This window comes from Mesorhizobium sp. M7A.F.Ca.CA.002.04.1.1 (assembly GCF_004022805.1).
Classification (GTDB): Bacteria; Pseudomonadota; Alphaproteobacteria; order Rhizobiales; family Rhizobiaceae; genus Mesorhizobium; species Mesorhizobium ciceri.
Window position 1 is genome coordinate 1 of the sequence record NZ_RZPL01000986.1, and the last position, 1604, is coordinate 1604.

Sequence of the window (1604 nt, forward strand, 5' to 3'; positions counted from 1 at the left end):
CGACGTTGATCCACGGCTGCGGCGTCGTGCGCCGCCCGGCCAGGCGCACGACATAGTGCCGTCCGTCGCCGTCGAAACCGCCAAAGCCGTTCCATTGGCTGAGTCCGCTGCCATCGGCGCTGACATTGGCCACCGCCTGCGAGGCAGGAGTATGCGTCGTGGGTGTCGGCGACGGCAATTCACGCGGAATCGGCAACGTTGCCAGAGCATCCCGCGCCTGCAGGGCCGCCGCCTCGGCGCGCTCGATCTGGTCGAAGATGGTGCCGTTGCGCGTGTGCAGGACGACGCGGGCGACGGCGAGCAGCGTCTTGTAGGTGGTCTCGTCCATAAGATCGCGGCGCACCGCGAAAATGTGCTGGCGCGGCCCGAGCTCCTTGCCGCGCAGACGGCTGTTTTCGCACAGCGTCTCGACCGCCCGCTGCAGGTCCTGGACATAGGAGGACGCCTGCTCGTTGACGACGACGAAGTCGATCATCATGCCGCGGGTGCGCATATATTCCTGGAACCGCAGCGCCTGGGCGACGATTTCGAGATCGGCGACATCGCCGATCCTGACCAGGAAGATCGGGAAATCGCCGGAAATGCTTGTCGGCCACAGGCTCGACTGCTTGCCCAGCCCCGAGGCGATGGATTCGGCGGGAAGACGCAGGAACGGATCCGGATAGATCAGATAGCGCGCCAGCTTCTGCACATTGGCGGCATCGGTCAGGCTGAGGCCCATATGGCGGGTCTGCACCTGGCTGCGGGTCCAGGCAAGCATGGCCTGGCGGGCAAAGCTCTCCGGATGGTCGAGGCGGGCGATGGCTTCGTCCAGTTCGGCACGGCCGGCGCCGACAACCGTCCAGAAGGTCAGCGATATCTTCTTGTTGGCCGGCACGCGCACCTGGCGGCGCAGCGAGGCGACGGGATCGAGCGTAAAGCCTGAGTGGCCGCCCAGCCTGGCGCCCGGGTCGAAAGCGGCTGCGTCGACGATGGTGCGGCCACGGCCGATGAAGGCGCGCCTGTCGGTCTCGGCCTCGGCGTCGCGCGCCGATCCGGACGGATCGGTGACGAAATGCACCATGGCGATATCGGGCTCGCTGGTCTCGCGCTTGCGCCGCGTGGCGAAGATCGCCGCGTTGTTCGCAGAGATTTCGGTTTCCACGAACATCTTCGAGAAGGCCGGATGCGCGTTGTCGGACGCCTCCAGGCCGAGCACCAGCTCGGCAAAGGAGGTCACTTCGATGTGACGGTCGGACGGACCGTCATTGTAGAGCGTGACCCGACGGCCCTCGCCATTGCCTTCCGAGATGACGATGCATTCGACCTCGGAGCGCAAGGTGCCCACCGATTTGACGAAGCTCGCCTTGTCGTCGGAGAACAAGGTCTGCGCCTTTTCCTCGGCGGCTCGCTTCGGTTCGGCTGTAGCCGACCACCAGTCGCCGGTGCCGGCGTCACGCAGGAAGATGTAGGAGCCGAGCCGGTCCTCGGTCGGATCCGGCTGCCAGCGGGTGACGGAGAGATCGCCCCAGCGGCTGTAGCCCGAGCCGGTCGCGCTGACCATCACCGAATAGCGGCCGTTCGACATGACGTTGGTCGACCGCAGCGACTGCAGCGGATTGAGC

At 66.1% G+C, this 1604-nt stretch carries 1 pseudogene; it reads right to left on the reverse strand.

The features are described 5' to 3' along the window. Nucleotides 1–1604, reverse strand: a pseudogene (locus ENZ75_RS31285) (protein ndvB); the annotation flags it as partial.